Origin of the sequence: Asanoa sp. NPDC049573 (assembly GCF_040676615.1) — a bacterium.
GTDB lineage: Bacteria > Actinomycetota > Actinomycetes > Mycobacteriales > Micromonosporaceae > Asanoa.
This window is the reverse complement of record NZ_JBFAPI010000004.1, coordinates 236,021-251,033: the sequence shown is the minus strand read 5'-3', so window position 1 is coordinate 251,033 and position 15,013 is coordinate 236,021. Positions and strand designations below refer to the sequence as shown.

General features: G+C 71.3%; 12 protein-coding genes. 11 read left to right on the top strand and 1 reads right to left on the bottom strand.

The window, feature by feature from the left end; all coding sequences use genetic code 11:
* The first annotated feature begins 141 nt into the window (after positions 1–141).
* The 8 genes from AB0J74_RS11225 to AB0J74_RS11190 are packed head-to-tail and all read left to right on the top strand — an operon-like array spanning position 142 to position 9,391.
* Positions 142–1,209: a Gfo/Idh/MocA family oxidoreductase gene (locus AB0J74_RS11225; RefSeq protein ID WP_363447076.1), complete on the top strand. Its 1,068-nt coding sequence runs from the start codon at positions 142–144 to the stop codon at positions 1,207–1,209.
* A complete protein-coding gene (locus AB0J74_RS11220; protein ID WP_363447074.1) occupies positions 1,206–2,189 on the top strand; it encodes a Gfo/Idh/MocA family oxidoreductase in 984 nt (327 codons plus the stop codon). Before AB0J74_RS11225 ends, AB0J74_RS11220 begins: the two co-directional genes overlap by 4 nt.
* Positions 2,186–3,193 (top strand): Gfo/Idh/MocA family oxidoreductase, encoded by a 1,008-nt coding sequence (locus AB0J74_RS11215; RefSeq protein WP_363447072.1) that lies wholly within the window; start codon positions 2,186–2,188, stop codon positions 3,191–3,193. The genes AB0J74_RS11220 and AB0J74_RS11215 overlap by 4 nt, the downstream gene beginning before the upstream one ends.
* On the top strand, positions 3,190–4,278 hold the full coding sequence (locus AB0J74_RS11210) for a Gfo/Idh/MocA family oxidoreductase (protein ID WP_363447070.1): 1,089 nt from the start codon (positions 3,190–3,192) through the stop codon (positions 4,276–4,278). Before AB0J74_RS11215 ends, AB0J74_RS11210 begins: the two co-directional genes overlap by 4 nt.
* Positions 4,279–4,310: 32 nt before the next feature.
* The gene (locus tag AB0J74_RS11205; RefSeq protein WP_363447068.1) at positions 4,311–5,663 is read left to right on the top strand and encodes a sugar ABC transporter substrate-binding protein; all 1,353 of its coding nucleotides are present in this window, start codon (positions 4,311–4,313) and stop codon (positions 5,661–5,663) included.
* Positions 5,664–5,670: 7 nt separating this feature from the next.
* Positions 5,671–6,609 (top strand): sugar ABC transporter permease, encoded by a 939-nt coding sequence (locus AB0J74_RS11200; RefSeq protein ID WP_363447066.1) that lies wholly within the window; start codon positions 5,671–5,673, stop codon positions 6,607–6,609.
* Complete coding sequence (locus AB0J74_RS11195; protein WP_363447064.1) at positions 6,606–7,421, top strand: carbohydrate ABC transporter permease; 816 nt, start codon at positions 6,606–6,608, stop codon at positions 7,419–7,421. The genes AB0J74_RS11200 and AB0J74_RS11195 overlap by 4 nt, the downstream gene beginning before the upstream one ends.
* Positions 7,418–9,391 (top strand): beta-galactosidase, encoded by a 1,974-nt coding sequence (locus AB0J74_RS11190; protein ID WP_363447062.1) that lies wholly within the window; start codon positions 7,418–7,420, stop codon positions 9,389–9,391. Before AB0J74_RS11195 ends, AB0J74_RS11190 begins: the two co-directional genes overlap by 4 nt.
* On the opposite strand, the gene AB0J74_RS11185 is transcribed toward AB0J74_RS11190, so the two are convergent.
* Positions 9,388–9,654, bottom strand: a complete 267-nt coding sequence (locus AB0J74_RS11185) for a helix-turn-helix transcriptional regulator (protein WP_363447060.1) — start codon at positions 9,652–9,654, stop codon at positions 9,388–9,390. The genes AB0J74_RS11190 and AB0J74_RS11185 overlap by 4 nt on opposite strands.
* Before the next feature lie 64 nt (positions 9,655–9,718).
* Here AB0J74_RS11185 and map point away from each other — a divergent pair, with 64 nt between their 5' ends.
* From map to scpA, 3 genes are all read left to right on the top strand, one after another.
* Positions 9,719–10,534 (top strand): type I methionyl aminopeptidase, encoded by an 816-nt coding sequence (gene map / locus AB0J74_RS11180; protein ID WP_363447058.1) that lies wholly within the window; start codon positions 9,719–9,721, stop codon positions 10,532–10,534.
* A gap of 147 nt (positions 10,535–10,681) precedes the next feature.
* A complete protein-coding gene (locus tag AB0J74_RS11175) occupies positions 10,682–12,745 on the top strand; it encodes a methylmalonyl-CoA mutase family protein (protein WP_363447056.1) in 2,064 nt (687 codons plus the stop codon).
* Complete coding sequence (gene scpA, locus AB0J74_RS11170) at positions 12,742–14,952, top strand: methylmalonyl-CoA mutase (protein WP_363447054.1); 2,211 nt, start codon at positions 12,742–12,744, stop codon at positions 14,950–14,952. Before AB0J74_RS11175 ends, scpA begins: the two co-directional genes overlap by 4 nt.
* Positions 14,953–15,013: the final 61 nt, after the last annotated feature.

Sequence of the window (15,013 nt, the reverse complement as noted above, 5' to 3'; positions counted from 1 at the left end):
TGCGCGGTTGCGGCGCAACGCTACCAGGCCGCTTCGAGAAATCTTCTCGCAACCTCTTGTGCCCATCGAACCCTCGGGCCCAAGATTACGCAACCGGTTGCGTAAACCGGTTGCGTACCCCGGTGATGAGGGAGAAAGTCTGTGTCTGACCTGGGCATCGGCATCGTCGGCCTGCACAACCACTACCACGCCTATCCGTTCGCCGACTATCTGCGCCGCGGGCTGCCGGGGCTGCGCCTGGTCGGCGTGGCCGACGAGCGGGCCGATCTGGCCAAGGAGTTCGCCGCCGACTACACCGACGGCGTCTGGACCGCCGACTACGCGGATCTGATCAGCCGCGACGACGTCGACGCGGTGATCGTCACGTCCTACACGTCGGCACACGCCGACCATGTCGAACTCGCCGCAAGAGCCGGCAAGCCGGTGCTGCTCGACAAGCCGATCGCCACCACGATGGCCGACGCGCGCCGCATCGTCGACGCGGCCGAGCGGGTCCCCGTCATGATGGCCTACCTGCTGCGCTACCTGCCCGTCTACCGCCAGGCCCTCGACGCGGTGCGCCAGGGCGCGGTCGGTGACCTCGTCTCCGGCTTCTACTCGATCCGCTTCCCGGTCGGCGCGATCACCGACTCACCGAAAACCACGGACCAGGGGTGGTACGCCGACCCCGTGCGCGGCGGCGGTGGCGGTTTCCTCGACCACGGCGTCCACTTCACCGACTTCTTCCGCTGGTTCTTCGAGGCCGACGCCGTCAACGTGACGGGCCAGATCGGCAGCCTGACCTACAAACAGCTCGGCGTCGAGGACTACGGCATCGCCACGTACACATTGGACAGCGGCGCGATCGTCACCGTGGAGAGCACCTGGCACGCGGCCGACTACTTCGGCCCGCTCGCCTCACCCGACCACGCCGAGCTCAGCGGCACCCGGGGCGAGATCGCCCTGCACTACCAGAAGAGCCCGCAGACCGAGATCCAGGGCATCGACCCGCAATGGCGGGGCCGGCGCTACATCGACCTGGTCGGCGAGGAACGCTACGAGGCCTGCTACCGCGATCTGCTGCTCGCCTTCCGCGACTGGGTCAACGGAGGCGAACAAAAGGACCTCCCCACGGCCTACGACGGCCTGAAGGCTCTGGAAATGATCATCGGCGCCTACCGGGCCGCCGAGACCGGCACCCGCGTCACGTTCCCGCTGGAGACGGCATGACCGTCACCATCGCCGTCGTCGGCACCGGCCGGATCGCCCGCGTGCACGCCGAGGCCTACAAGCATGTCTCGGGCGCCCGCCTGACCACCTGCACCGACCCGATCAACACCGCCGCAGCGGCGTTCGCCAACGACTACGGGCTCACCATCGCAGAAGACCTCAACGCCATCCTCGACGACGACACGATCGACGCGGTCCTGCTGGCGAGCCCGAACGCGGTGCACGCCGACCAGACCATCGCCGCCCTGTCCGCCGGCAAGCACGTCTTCTGCCAGAAACCGATCAGCCTGACCCTCGCCGACGCGGACCGGGTGGTCGAGGCGGCGGCGAACAGCGACCGGATCCTGCAACACGGCTTCATGCTGCGCTTCACCCCGCCCCTGCCGGCCCTCCACCGGCGGATCAGGAACGGCGAGTTGGGCGAACCGATCGCCGCCCGGGCCGCGGTCTTCGGCTGGGAGCCGACCAACGACTGGTTCTACGACCCGGCCCAGGGCGGCGGCGTCATCCTCGACACCCTGGTGCACTTCGGCGACCTCGTGCAGTGGCTCTTCGGTCCGGCGACATCGGTCTACACGGCCGGCGGCGCCTACGTGCTCGACGGCGCCAAGCGCCATCGCAGCCCCGACAACGCGACCGTCACCGTCACCCACGACACCGGCGTGGTGACCAGCATGTACGTCACCTGGACGGCGGGACACGGCAACTTCACCATCGAGGCGTACGGCAGCGGCGGCGAAGCGGCCGTCGACCTGGTGCAGGCCCAGGCGATGCGCACGTTCGACAAGACCAAGGGCTGGGGCTACCCCGACCTGCTCTGGGACTACGGCTACCAGGGCGAGCAGCAGTATTTCGTCGACCGCATCGCCGGCCGGGTCGACGGCACCCAGGCGGCCACGCCCCGCCAGGCCCGCGACGCCCTCGCCCTGGTGCTGGCCGCCCAGCGCTCGCTCGACGAGGGCGCGGTGGTCAAGCCATGACCAGAGAGATCGGCGTGGCCGTCGTCGGCGCCGGCTTCTGGGCCCGCGAGATGCACCTGCCCGCCCTCGCCCAGCTCCCCGGCGTGAAGATCACCAGCGTGGTCGCCACGAGCCAGGAGTCGGCGCGGCGGGCCGCCGAGCCCTACGAGGCCAAAGCGTTGACCGGCATCGCCGAAGCGGCCGCCGAAGCCGACGTCCTCGACATCGTGGCACCGCCGGACGTGCACCTCCCGGCGGTCGAGATCGCCGCGGCGCACGGCACGCACGCCCTCTGCATCAAGCCACTGGCCCGCTCCCTCGACGAGGCCGACCGGATGCTCGCCGCCGTCGAGGCCGCCGGCACCCGCCTGTTCTACGCCGAGAACGTCCCGTTCATCCCGGCCCTGCAGGCGGCTCGAAAGGCGGTGGACGCCGGCGACATCGGCGAAGTTTTCCGTGTCAAGGCCTGCGAGGGCATCGGCCAGCCGCACTCGCCCTGGTTCTTCGACCCCGAACGATCCGGCGGCGGCGCCATCCGGGACATGGCCGTACACAGCCTCGAGTTCTGCCGCTTCTTCGCCCGCAGCACCGTGTCCACCGTGTACGCCGAGGCCGGCACGTTCGTGCACCAGAAGCGGACCACTGCCGAGGACACCGCCGTCCTGACGCTCAGGTTCGCCAACGGCGTCATCGGCCAGTGCGAAGACAGCTGGAGCCTGACCGGCGCGATGGACTCCCGCTTCGAGGTCTTCGGCACCGAGGGCCGGATCCTGGTCGACAACCTGCACCGCCAGCCACTCCAGGTCGTCAACCAGAGCGCCGGCTGGTCGTACCCGCTGCCCATCGCCGGTCTGGTCGCCGACGGACACCTCGCGATGCTCGGGCATTTCCTCGACTGCCTCCGCACCGGAGCGCCGTCGCTCAGCGACGGCCACGTGGGCCGTGACGTGCTCGCGGTGGTCGACGCCGCATACCGATCCGTGGCCAGCGGCCGCCGGGAAGAGATCAAGGAGACGACACGATGACCGACCTGCGGATCGGCATGGTCAGCTGGGCACACGTGCATGCCGAGTTCCGGGCCAGAGCGATCAGTGAGATTCCCGGCGCCCGGGTCGTCGCGATCAGCGACGACGACGCCGACCGGGGCCGCGCGGCGGCTGCGCGACACGGCGTCGACACCTTCGTCGAAGACTGGCGCGACCTGGTCACCCGCGACGACGTCGACATCGTGATGGTGCACTCCGAGAACGGCCGCCACGTCGAGCAGGTGGTCGCCGCGGCCGAGGCCGGCAAGCACGTGTTCTGCGAGAAGCCGATCGCCACGACGGTCGCCGACGCGACCGCGATGGCCGAAGCGGTCAGAGCACATGGCGTGGACGGCACCGCCGCGTTCGTCAGCCGCTTCTCCAAGGAGGCCGACCGGGCAAAGAAGATCGTCGACTCCGGCGTGCTCGGCCGGGTGCTGCTGACCCGCGGCCTCATCGGCCTGGCCGGCATCGCCGAGATCGGCTGCCCGCCGGACATGACGGCCTGGATGAGCGACCCGGTTCTCGGCGGCGGCGGCGCCTGGATCGACGAGGGCTCGCACGGCATCGACCTGCTGCGCTGGCTGGTCGGCGAGATCACCGAGGTGTCGGCGTTCACCGCCAACCGGAACAAGCCCGGCCTCGACGGCGAGGACATCGCCGTGGCGCTGCTGCGCTACGCCGACGGCGGGCTCGGCGAGATCGGCACCGTCTGGAGCCTGTCCGCCGACATCGGGATGCGCAACAACCTGGAGATCTACGGGACGCAAGGCACGCTCGTGATGCGGGCGACCGACCCGTTCCCGCGGGTCGAGGTCTACCGGTCGGGCGACGATCCGCTCTACCGGGGCTGGACGACACCGCACATCGAGGCGGACGCCACCGAGCCCCACGACTACGGCTCATGGCCTCCGCACACCCACCACTACAAGCGCGAGGTCGCCTCCTACCTGCACCGCGCGGCGGCCGGCCTGCGCCCCTTCGGACCCACCCTCGACGACGGCCTGGCCTGCCTGCGGGTCATCGCCGCCGGCTACGAGTCGGCCGCCAAGGGCGGCGGACCAGTAGCAACGCTTGATCAATAACCGCTAGCTTGGCCCCGGAAGGAGATTCGGATATGGCAAGACCACAGCGACAGGTCCGGCGCTGGTCCGGATTCGCGATCGCCCTGGTCGTCGCGTCGACGGTCGCCGCCTGCGGCAGCGGTGGCTCCGGCGGGTCCGGCGGCTCCGGTGACGGCGACCCGAACGCCGCTCCGGCCAGCGCCGACGGCCCGATGGGTCGCTTCCCCGACGGCAAGCTCGTGCTGTCCCGCTGGGCCGGCGACCCCTGGACCAGCGGCCAGAAGGACGCGGCGGCCGCCTGGGCGAAGGACACCGGCGGCTCGCTCGACATCGACGCCGTCCCCTACGAGAACCTTCACGACAAGCAGGCGCTGGCGCTCGCCGGCGCCGGTGGCTACGACATCCTCTACGTGCACCCGAGTTGGTTCGGCGAGTTCGCCAAGGCCGGCTATCTGGCACCGATCGACGACAAGCTGGCCGACCCGAAGCGCAACCCGAGCGGCTTCTCGGCCGACTCCTACCTGCCCAACGTGCTGGCACAGGGCAAATACGACGGCAAGCAGTACTGCCTGCCTGACTTCGTCTCGACGACCGTGCTCGCGTACCGCAAGGATGTCTTCGAGAAGAACAACCTGAAGCCGCCTACCACCCTCGACGAGGTCGCCGCCGACGCGGCCGCGCTCAACGGCAAGGACGGCATGGCCGGCATCGCCCTGCCCGGCAAGCGCGGGGGAGCGGTCGCCGACGTGCTGGGCTCGCTGCTCACCGCGCAGGGCAACTGGTGGTTCGGCGCCGACGGCAAGACCACTCTCGACAAGAGCGCCGCCGCCAACGCCGTCCGGTTCTACGTGCAGGCGGCGAAGAACGCGCCCAGCGGCGTGCTCAACTTCCACGTCGACGAGGCCTCGACCGCGGCGGCGCAGGGCAAGGCCGCGATGATCATCAGCACCACGCCGTCGCTGCAGGCCCTGGAAGACCCGGCCAAGTCGTCGACAGCGGGCAAGTGGGGCTACGCACCACTGGCCTTCACCGCCGACAAGCCGGCCGGGGAGCTCATCTACTGGAACTGGTGCATCGCGGCGAAGTCCGAGAACCAGGACGCCGCGTACTCCTTCCTGCAGTGGTACACCAGCGGCGAGCAGCAGGCGAAGGTCGCGATCGCGGCGGCCACCGGCGGCGCGACCAAGGACTTCTACACCAACGCCGACGTGGCCGCGAAGCTGCCGTTCCTCGACGCGATGAACAAGGCCCTGACGACCTCCAACCCGCAGCCGAGCGTGGCCGCCTGGCCGAAGGCCCAGGACCAGATCGAACTCGCGGTGCAGGAGGCGATCCAGGGCAACAAGACGCCCGAACAGGCCGCCGACGCCATGTATCAGGCCGTTTCGACGGCACTCGGCGGGTGATCGACGGGTGGACACCCTGACGCGGCCCGGACCGGTGGACTCGCCGGTCCGGGCCGGGCCCCGGCGCCGCGGGCGCCACGGCCGCCGGCTCGGCTACGGCATGCTCACGCCATCGCTCGTGGTGCTCGCCGTGCTGATCATCCTGCCGCTGGCGTACTCGCTGGTGCTCTCGCTCTTCTCCTGGAAGCTGACCGACCTCAACCTGCCGAAGCCGTTCGTCGGGTTCGACAACTACACGCGGATCCTGCACGACGCGACGGTCGGCCGGGCGCTGGTCAACACCGTGGTCTACGTGGTCGGCGCGATCAGCGTCGAGTTGGTCCTCGGTTTCGTGGTCGCGGCGGCGCTGTTCGAGATGACCCGGGGCCGGCGGCTGGCCAACGCGCTCATCCTGCTTCCGATGATCATCGCGCCGGTCGTCACCGCGCTGCTCTGGCGCTATCTGCTCGATCCCCAGTTCGGCCTGGTCACCCAGCTCAGCGGTGCGGTCGGGCTGCCCAACGGGATCGGCTGGTTCGGCTCGTCCGGGCTGGCGCTGCCGTCGCTGATCGCCGTCGACGTCTGGCAGTGGACCCCGTTCGTGGTGCTGGTCATGCATGCCGGCATGTTGTCGATCAACGAGGAACAGTTCGAGGCCGCCCGCGTCGACGGCGCCGGCCACCTGCGGATCCTGCGCAGCATCGTGCTTCCCGCGATCGTGCCGCAGATCCTGCTGATCCTGCTGTTCCGCACGATGGACACCTACCGGATCTTCGACACGGTCTTCGTGCTCACCAAGGGCGGCCCGGGGCTGTCCACCGAGACCATCGGCCTCTACACCTACCGCACGGGCTTCTCCTACTTCGACATGGGGTACGCGATGGCGCTGAGCGTTTTCATCCTGCTCACGGTGCTGGTGATCTCGGCGTTCTACATCCGGTTGCTGCGCCGGCGGGAGGCGCTGTGAAACGGTGGACCGTCGCGAGCTACGCGATCGTCGTGGCCTTCCTGCTCGTCGTGCTGGTGCCGATCGCGGCCGTGGTCGTCAACTCGGTCAAGGTGCCGGCCGACATCTTCACGCCGTCGCTGAAGCTGGCCTTCACACCCACCTTCGACAACTACGCCAAGGTGCTCGGCGACCTGCATTTCCAGACCTTCCTGGTGAACAGCACGCTGGTGGCGCTGGGCAGCACGGCGCTGTCGCTGGCGGTCGGGGTGCCGGCCGCGTACGCGTTGGCCCGCCTGCCGGTCCGCGGCCGCGAGCTGTGGGCCGGCGGCATCCTGTTCACCCGGATGGTCCCCGCGGTCGCCCTCGTCGTGCCGATGTACGTGATCTTCCAGCGGACCGAGCTGCTCGGCACCTACTTCGCCCTGATCGCCGCGCACACCACGTTCAACCTGCCGATCGTCATCTGGATGATGCGGTCGTTCTTCGAGGAACTCCCGCCGGACCTGGAGGAAGCCGCGCTCGTCGACGGATCCGGCCGGTTCGGCGCGTTCTGGCGGGTCGCCCTGCCGCTGACCGCACCGGGCCTGGCCGCGACCGCCGTGCTCTGCCTGCTCTTCTCGTGGAACGAGTTCCTCTTCGCCCTCGTCCTGTCCGGGCGCGAGACCCAGACCGTGCCGATCGGGGTGGCCAGCTTCATCGGCACCGTATCCGTCGACTGGGGCGGCAGTTCGGCCGCTGCCGTGCTCGCGCTGGTCCCGGTCTTCCTCCTGGGCCTGGCCGCACAACGGTTCCTGGTGCGCGGCCTCACCTTCGGGGCGGTGAAGGGATGATCGTCGGCGCGCAGTACTACCGGCCCCCGAACCCGCCCCGCGACGACTGGGACCGCGACCTGGGGCGGATGCGGGCGGCCGGTTTCGACACCGTCAAGCTCTGGGCCTGCTGGTCGTGGATGCAGCCGACGCCCGACGCGATCGACTTCGCCGACCTGGACCGGCTCTTCGACCTGGCGCACCGGCACGGCCTCGGCGTGGTTGTCAACACGATCCTGGAGAACGCGCCCTACTGGCTGGCGGCGCGGCATCCGGCGGCGCACTATCACGACCACGAGCAGCAGCCGGTACGGTTGACCGCCGCGATGAACACCCCCGGCGGCGGCTGGCCGGGGCTCTGTTTCGACAACCCCGCGGTGTGGGAGGCGGCCGCTTCCTTCCTCACGGCCGTGGTCTCCCGCTACCGGGCGCATCCCGCTCTGCGGGTGTGGGACGTGTGGAACGAGCCGCACCTCGAGCCGGCGTCCTACTTCCCGGATCGGCTCTACTGTTATTGCGACGCCTCGGTGGCGGGGTTCGTCTCGGGGCTCCGGTCTGCTTACGGGTCTCTCGACGCGCTCAACGAGGCCTGGTCGCGGCGGTTCTCGTCGTGGGACCAGGTCGAGCCGCCCCGCCTCTTCGAGGCGGTGCCCGACATGCTCGACTGGCGGTCGCACTGGTTCCGCACCCTGGCCGGCTGGCTGGAGCGGCGGTGTGCGGTGGTGCGAGCGGCCGATCCCACGCACCCGGTGATGACGCATGTCGCACTGAGCGGGTTCACCGGGCAGTTGGCGACGCACACGCTCGACGAGTTCACCCTGACGTCCCCCGTGGACCTGTTCGGAACGTCGAGCTTCCCGACCTGGCTGATGGGTGACGACCACGTCGAGCACCTGTTCAACCTGGACACCGCTCGCGGTGCCGCCGGCGGGAAACCGTTCTGGCAGGCGGAGTTGCAGGGCGGGCGGGGCCGGCGGGACGGGCGGCGGAGCACGCCGCATCCCGCGCCGTCGACGGTCGCGCTGTGGATGTGGAACGCGCTGGCGGCGGGCGCGTCCGGGGTGGTGTTCTGGCAGTGGCGGCCGGAACTGCTGGGGCCGGAGTCGCCCGGTTATGGGCTGTGCGCGCCGGACGGCAGCGTGACGCCGCGGGTGGCGGCGGCATCCGATTTCGCGGCCGCAGTGCACTCCCTCGACCTGGGCGGCGCCGTCGCCGAGCCTGGCTCGGTAGCGCTCCTGGTCTCGCGAGCCACAGCTTTGCAAAGTTTTGCAACGGACCGGTCGATGTCCGTCTACCGTGACGCCGTCCTGGGCGCCTACCGGTTGCTGCTCGACGCGGACCTGCCGGTCGAGATCCTGCACGCGGATCAGGTCGCGGCCGACGGGGTGCCGGCGCACGTGAGGTCGCTCTACTGGCCGATGCCGTCCGTTGCCGGGCGGTCGCTGGGGTCCGCGCTCGGTGCTTTCGTCCGTCGTGGGGGGAGGCTGGTGGCGGAGGCGGCGCCGGGCGAGTACGACGACCTGGGCCGGCGCCGTCCTTCGGTGCCAGGGGCGGGCCTGGCCGCGCTGTTCGGTGCGCGCCAGGTCGACGCCGACATCGTCACGTCGGCCCCGGTGGGCGGGCTGACGGGCGGGTGGCAACGGGAGACGCTGACGGTAGCCGGCGGCGAGGTGGTCGCGAGCTTCTCCGACGGCACGCCGGGCATCGTGCGCAGGGGTGGCGCGGTGCTGGTGGCCACGTACCCGTCGCTCGGCTATTTCTCGGCTCGTGACGCCGCCACCCGGGAGGCGGTGGTCGGCCTGCTCGCACCCGACCACGACCGGGCCCTGACCTGGGAGCTATCCGGCCCCGGGCTGCTCCACCGGGTGTTGATCAAGCCCGACGGCGGGCGGGTCGTGGTGGCCGTCAACTGGACCGAGGAAGATCAGAAGGCGGTGGTGGGCGGCGGCGCGAGCGTGACTGTGCCGGCCCGCTCGGGAGCGGTGTTCTAGGAGGCCTGGCTGACGGGCCTCGCAGCCAGCCAGACGTCGGCCAGGTCGCCCAGCGGCACGTCGAGGGCCTGGCTCAGGCAGACCACGGTGCCGAACGCCGGTGCCGGCAGGCGGCCCGCCTCGATCTTGCGGAGCGTCTCGGGGGAGATGCCGGCCGCCAGGGCCACCTCGACGAGGCTTCGACCGGCCCGGGCGACCCGCAGGGCGGCTCCGAGGCGCTGGCCCGCTGCGATCTGGTCGGCGGTGAGCGGTTGGCGAACCATGCCTGCAGGATAGCCTCGATCGGGCGTGGTATAAAAATACCGCGCACGAAAAACGGAGGCTGTCGTGATCGAGCTCAAGTCCGCCGAGGAGATCGCCCGGATGGCGGTGACCGGCCAGTTCGTCGGCGAACTGCTCGCCGAGTTGGGCGGGATCGCCGCGGTCGGCCTCAACCTGATGGACCTCGAACACCACGCCCGCCGCCGGATCAAGGAGCGCGGCGCCGAGTCCTGCTACTGGGACTACGCTCCCGCCTTCGGCCGCGGCCCGTTCCGCAACGTGCTGTGCCTGTCGGTCAACGACGCGGTGCTGCACGGCCTGCCCCACGACTACGTGCTGCGCGACGGCGACCTGCTCAGCATCGACATGGCGGCGGCCATCGACGGTTGGGCCGCCGACTCGGCGCTCTCGGTCATCGTCGGCACACCCGACCCGGCCGACCAGAAGCTGATCGAGGCCACCGAGGTCGCCCTCGCGGCCGGCATCGCCGCCACCCAGCCCGGCGCCCGCCTCGGCGACGTCTCCGCGGCGATCGGGGCGGTCGCCCACTCCTACGGCTACGCCGTCAACCACGAGTTCGGCGGCCACGGCATCGGCCGCACCATGCACGAGGCCCCGCACGTCTCCAACGACGGCCGCGCCGGCCGCGGCATGCGGCTCGAACCCGGGCTCACGATCGCGATCGAGCCGTGGCTCTGCGCGACCACCGACAAGATCACCTATGACAAGGACGGCTGGACGATCCGCTCCGCCGACGGCTCCCGCACGGCCCACTCCGAGCACACCGTCGCCGTCACCGAGTCAGGCCCGCAGGTCCTGACCCGCCGCCCAGTGCCCGGCGGCACCTCGGCCGACTCGGCCCAGCGGGGCACCCAGCTGTAACAACCTTCGCAACCCCGCGCCGCCGCGAGCGACAAAATCCACATCCGCTCGACTTGAAACGTGCCGGTCCCGAGTGCAGGTTGTAAAGGTGAGCCGCACCGACCAGGAGGGCGTTTCTTCAGCCATGCCGGCAGCGTTCAACCGATCATGACGTCCCCCACCGACGAGTTGCCGCTCGCGGCCGACTTCCCGGCCGCCACGCACGCGCAGTGGCAGGCGCTCGCCCTGGGTGTCGCGCGCAAGCTCGGCCTGGCCGGCGACGACACCCCCGTCGACGAGGTCGACCATCTCCTGGCCGCCACCACCTACGACGGCATCGAGGTGGCACCGCTGCACACCCGGCCGGCCCGCCCGGCCGCGATCGGCGCGCCCGGCCTGGCCCCGTTCACCCGGGGTGCCAGCGCGGCCGGCCCGGTCACCGGCGGCTGGGACATCCGCCAGCGGCACGACGACCCGGACGATCCGGAAGCCACCAACGCCGCGGTGCTCGACGACCTGGAGAACGGCGCCACCTCGCTCTGGCTGAAGGTCGCCGACCCGGACGCGCTCGCCGTCGCCCTCCGCGGCGTCCATCTCGACCTCGCGGCCGTGGTGCTCGACGCCGGAGACGGGCTCGACGCGGCCGCCGAGGCCTTGCTGCGGCTCGCCGAAGCGCGCGGCGTCGCGGCCGACCAGCTCTCCGGCGGGCTCGGCGCCGACCCGATCGGCCAACGCGCCCGCACGGGAGGTCGCGCCCGCACGGGAGGTGGTGGCGCCGGCCTGGTGACAGGCAGCGACGCCGGTCCAGCGGCCGGCAGCGAGGCCGGCCTGGCGGCAGGCAACGACGCCCGTCCAGCGGCAGGCAGCGACGCCGGCCTGGCGGCAGGCAACGACGCCCGTCCAGCGGCAGGCAACGACGCCAGCCCGCCGGCAGGCAGCGACGCCGGCCTGGCGGCAGGCGCGGGCACGGGCGGTGGCGCCGGCTTGGCCGCGGGGTTCCGTCCCGGCGGCGCGGCCGACCTGGCGACGGCGGTGCGCTGGGCGATCCGCTGCGCCGCGGAGACCCCGGGGATCCGGGCGGTCACCGTCGACGCGACCGTCTACCACGACGCCGGCGGCAGCGACGCCGAGGAGCTCGGCTGCGCGGTCGCGACCGGCGTGGCCTATCTGCGCGCGTTCACCGACGCCGGCCTCGACCTCGCGGCCGCGTTCGGCCAGCTCGAGTTCCGCTACGCCGTCAACGCCGACCAGTTTCTCGGCATCGCCAAGCTGCGGGCGGCCCGCCGCCTCTGGGCCCGGGTCGCCGAGGCCTGCGGCCTGCCCGAAGCCGGCGCCCAGCGCCAGCACGCGGTCACCTCGGCGGCGATGATGACCGCGCGCGACCCCTGGGTCAACCTGCTCCGCACCACGCTGGCCGGGTTCGCCGCGGGCGTCGGTGGCGCGCAGGCCATCACCGTGCTCCCGTTCGACCACCGGCTCGGCCGGCCCGACCGGTTCGCCCGCCGGATGGCCCGCAACACCCAGTCCCTGCTGCTCGAAGAGGCCAGCCTGGGTCGGGTCGTCGACCCGGCCGGCGGCTCCTGGTATGTGGAGTCGCTCACCGACGCCCTCGCCGAGCGGGCCTGGGAGTGGTTCACCGAGATCGAGCGGGCCGGCGGCATCACCGCCGCGCTCGACACGGGCGTCATCGCGACCAGGATCGACGCGACCTGGCAGCGGCGGGCCGCCAACCTCGCACACCGGCGCGATCCCATCACCGGTGTCAGCGAGTTCCCCAACCTCGACGAGCGGCTGCCGACCCGCCCGCCATGGCCGCGGGAACCGGCCGGCGGGCTGCCCACCCACCACTACGCCGAGCCGTTCGAGGAACTGCGCGACCGGGCGGACGGCGCCCGGGTGCTGCTGGCCACGATCGGGCCGGTCGCGCAGCACAGCGCCCGGGCCGGCTTCGCGGCCAACCTCTTCGCCGCCGGCGGGATCGCCACCGTCCGCGCGAGCGACGACTTCGCGGCGAGCGGCGCCCGAGTGGCGTGCATCTGCGGCACGGACAAGGCGTACGCCGAATCGGCCGTCGAACTCGCCCAAGCGCTGCGGGAGGCCGGCGTCACCACGGTCTGGCTGGCCGGCAAGCCCGCCGACATCCCCGGCGTCGACGGCTACCTCTACGCCGGATGCGACGCGGCCGCCGTGCTCCGATCCGTTCTGAAAGACCTGGACGAGGTGTCCCAGTGATCCCCGACTTCTCCACGCTGCCCCTCGACGGTGGCCAGCAGGGCGACCCGGCCGAGTGGCCGGCCGCCTTCAAGCAGGAGACCGGGCACGACCCGGGCGACCTGGTCTGGGCCACGCCCGAGACCATCCCCGTCAAGACCCTCTACACCGCCGACGACCTGGCGGGCCTCGACTTCCTCGACACCATGCCGGGCGTCGCGCCGTACCTGCGCGGCCCTTATCCGACCATGTATGTCACTCAGCCCTGGACGATCCGGCAGTACGCGGGTTTCTCCACGGCCGAGGAGTCGAACGCGTTCTACCGCCGCAACCTCGCGGCCGGCCAAAAAGGACTGTCGGTCGCCTTCGACCTGCCGACCCACCGCGGCTACGACTCCGACCACCCGCGCGTCGCCGGTGACGTGGGCATGGCCGGCGTCGCGATCGACTCCATCTACGACATGCGGCAACTCTTCGACGGCATCCCGCTCGACAAGATGAGCGTGTCGATGACGATGAACGGCGCCGTGCTGCCGGTCCTGGCGCTCTATGTCGTGGCGGCCGAGGAGCAGGGCGTCGCGCCGGAGCAGCTGTCCGGGACCATCCAGAACGACATCCTCAAAGAGTTCATGGTCCGCAACACCTACATCTACCCGCCGGCGCCCTCGATGCGGATCATCTCCGACATCTTCGCCTACACCTCGCAGCGGATGCCGCGGTTCAACTCCATCTCGATCTCCGGCTACCACATCCAGGAGGCCGGTGCGACGGCCGACCTGGAACTGGCCTACACGTTGGCCGACGGCGTCGAATACCTGCGCGCCGGGCGCGACGCGGGCCTCGACGTCGACGCGTTCGCCCCGCGCCTGTCGTTCTTCTGGGCCATCGGCATGAACTTCTTCATGGAGGTGGCCAAGCTGCGCGCCGGGCGGCTGCTGTGGGCCAAGCTGGTCAAGGAGTTCAACCCCGGCAACCCCAAATCGCTGAGCCTGCGTACGCACTGCCAGACGTCCGGTTGGTCGTTGACCGCGCAGGACGTGTTCAACAACGTGATGCGCACCTGTGTCGAGGCGATGGCCGCCACCCAGGGCCACACCCAGTCGCTGCACACCAACGCGCTCGACGAGGCCCTGGCCCTGCCGACCGACTTCTCCGCGCGGATCGCCCGCAACACCCAGTTGCTGTTGCAGCAGGAGTCGGGCACGACCCGGGCGATCGACCCGTGGGGCGGCAGCTACTACGTCGAGCGGTTGACCCACGACCTGGCCGCCCGCGCCTGGGAGCACATCCGTGAGGTCGAAGCGGCGGGCGGGATGGCCCGCGCGATCGACGAGGGCATCCCGAAGCTGCGTGTCGAGGAGGCCGCGGCCCGCACCCAGGCCCGGATCGACTCCGGCCGGCAGCCGGTGATCGGCGTCAACAAGTACCGGGTCGACACGGACGAGCCGATCGAGGTCCTCAAGGTCGACAACCGGGCGGTGCGGGCCAGCCAGATCGAGAAGCTGCGCCGGCTGCGGGCCGAACGCGACGACGACGCGTGCCGGGCCGCGCTGGCGGCGCTGACCCGCGGCGCGGCCGCGGCCGCCGACGGCACCCGCGAGGACGGCCTCGGGCAGAACCTGCTCGCGCTGGCCATCGACGCCGCCCGGGCGAAGGCGACCGTCGGTGAGATCTCCGACGCGCTGGAAACGGTGTACGGGCGGCACACCGCGCGGATCCGCACCATCTCCGGCGTCTACCGGCAGGAGGCCGGCCAGGTGTCCAACATCGAGAAGGCCCGCGCGGCCGCGGCGGCGTTCGCCGAGGCCGAAGGCCGCCAGCCCCGCATCCTGGTCGCCAAGATGGGCCAGGACGGCCACGACCGCGGCCAGAAGGTGGTCGCGACGGCGTTCGCCGACCTCGGCTTCGACGTCGACGTGGGCCCGCTGTTCTCTACGCCGGCCGAGGTGGCCCGCCAGGCCGTCGAGGCCGACGTGCACGTGGTCGGCGTCAACTCGCTGGCCGCCGGCCACCTGACCCTGGTGCCGGCGCTGCGCGACGAACTCGCCGCCCTGGACCGCCCCGACATCATGATCATTGTGGGTGGCGTGGTACCGCCGCAGGACTACGCGGCCCTACGCGAGGCCGGCGCGGCGGCGATCTACGCGCCCGGCACGGTGCTCGCCGACGCCGCGATCGAGTTGCTCGCCGACATGTCCGCCCGCCTCGGCCACCCGCAGGCCGCGTGAGCGGGCACGGCCAGGTCCACGGTCGCTCGTGGGCGAGCGAGGCGGCAGCGTGAGCGGGCAC

What these genes read in the sequence shown, in the direction of transcription:
- AB0J74_RS11220 (WP_363447074.1), top strand. Translation starts at nt 1,206, where the DNA reads ATGACCGTCACCATCGCCGTCGTCGGCACCGGCCGGATCGCCCGCGTG.
- AB0J74_RS11215 (WP_363447072.1), top strand. Translation starts at nt 2,186, where the DNA reads ATGACCAGAGAGATCGGCGTGGCCGTCGTCGGCGCCGGCTTCTGGGCC.
- AB0J74_RS11210 (WP_363447070.1), top strand. Translation starts at nt 3,190, where the DNA reads ATGACCGACCTGCGGATCGGCATGGTCAGCTGGGCACACGTGCATGCC.
- AB0J74_RS11205 (WP_363447068.1), top strand. Translation starts at nt 4,311, where the DNA reads ATGGCAAGACCACAGCGACAGGTCCGGCGCTGGTCCGGATTCGCGATC.
- AB0J74_RS11190 (WP_363447062.1), top strand. Translation starts at nt 7,418, where the DNA reads ATGATCGTCGGCGCGCAGTACTACCGGCCCCCGAACCCGCCCCGCGAC.
- AB0J74_RS11185 (WP_363447060.1), bottom strand. Translation starts at nt 9,654, where the DNA reads ATGGTTCGCCAACCGCTCACCGCCGACCAGATCGCAGCGGGCCAGCGC.
- AB0J74_RS11175 (WP_363447056.1), top strand. Translation starts at nt 10,682, where the DNA reads ATGACGTCCCCCACCGACGAGTTGCCGCTCGCGGCCGACTTCCCGGCC.